The sequence below is a fragment of the Aeromonas sp. 601027 genome (genome assembly GCF_049174455.1).
In the GTDB taxonomy this organism is placed as follows: Bacteria; Pseudomonadota; Gammaproteobacteria; order Enterobacterales; family Aeromonadaceae; genus Aeromonas; species Aeromonas veronii_A.
Genome location: NZ_JAAKTN010000034.1, coordinates 1 through 674 on the forward strand (window position 1 = coordinate 1; position 674 = coordinate 674).

1 protein-coding gene is annotated in these 674 nt (G+C 64.8%); it reads right to left on the reverse strand.

The features are described 5' to 3' along the window. The coding region (locus G5193_RS21705; protein WP_421207337.1) for a hypothetical protein at window positions 1-554 on the reverse strand (554 nt) is incomplete at its 3' end. Between the last annotated feature and the right edge of the window lie 120 nt (window positions 555-674).

Sequence of the window (674 nt, forward strand, 5' to 3'; positions counted from 1 at the left end):
CTGTCTGCCCCACCCTCGTCCGTGGTCCCCGCCACATTGCCATTCACGACCCCGCTCCAGTCCGCCGGCAAGCTAAAGCCAGGTACGCCCGCTGTGCTCGCACCGCTCCAGCTGTAGCTGCCCGCCACCGCGCCAGCCACCCAGCCTGCCCCCATCAACGCACCTGCCGGCACACCGCTCAGGGTCACCGTCACACCGGTCACCTGCTCCGAACCATCCGCGTCGGTCGCAATGACACCCAGCTGCGCCGCCAGCGATACCGCCACCGGTGCATCCGTTTCTGCCAGCACCAGGTTGGTGGCGCTGACACTGATATCCCCTTCCACTCCGATAGTGACCGTGCCACTGCTGTTGGCCGTGCCTTCATTGGTGGTCGCCACCACGGTGTAACTGATGGGCGCACCGGTGTTGTTCGCACTGCCCGACACCCCGGCCGTCGAATAGTCCGCCGGGAACACCAGCCCGAACGCCGGCGGCAATGCCCCCGCCACCACGTTCACTGTCAGGACGTTACCCACCAGGGTGCCACCCACTGCAGTGGTATTCGCAGGCAAATTGTTGAAGGTATACACCAGGCTGGTCCAGGTCTCTGACCCGTCGCCATCGCTGATACTCACCGTGTTGGTCAGCAGCACCTGTACCGTGCCATCCGTTTCGGTCGCACCCGCATTCAG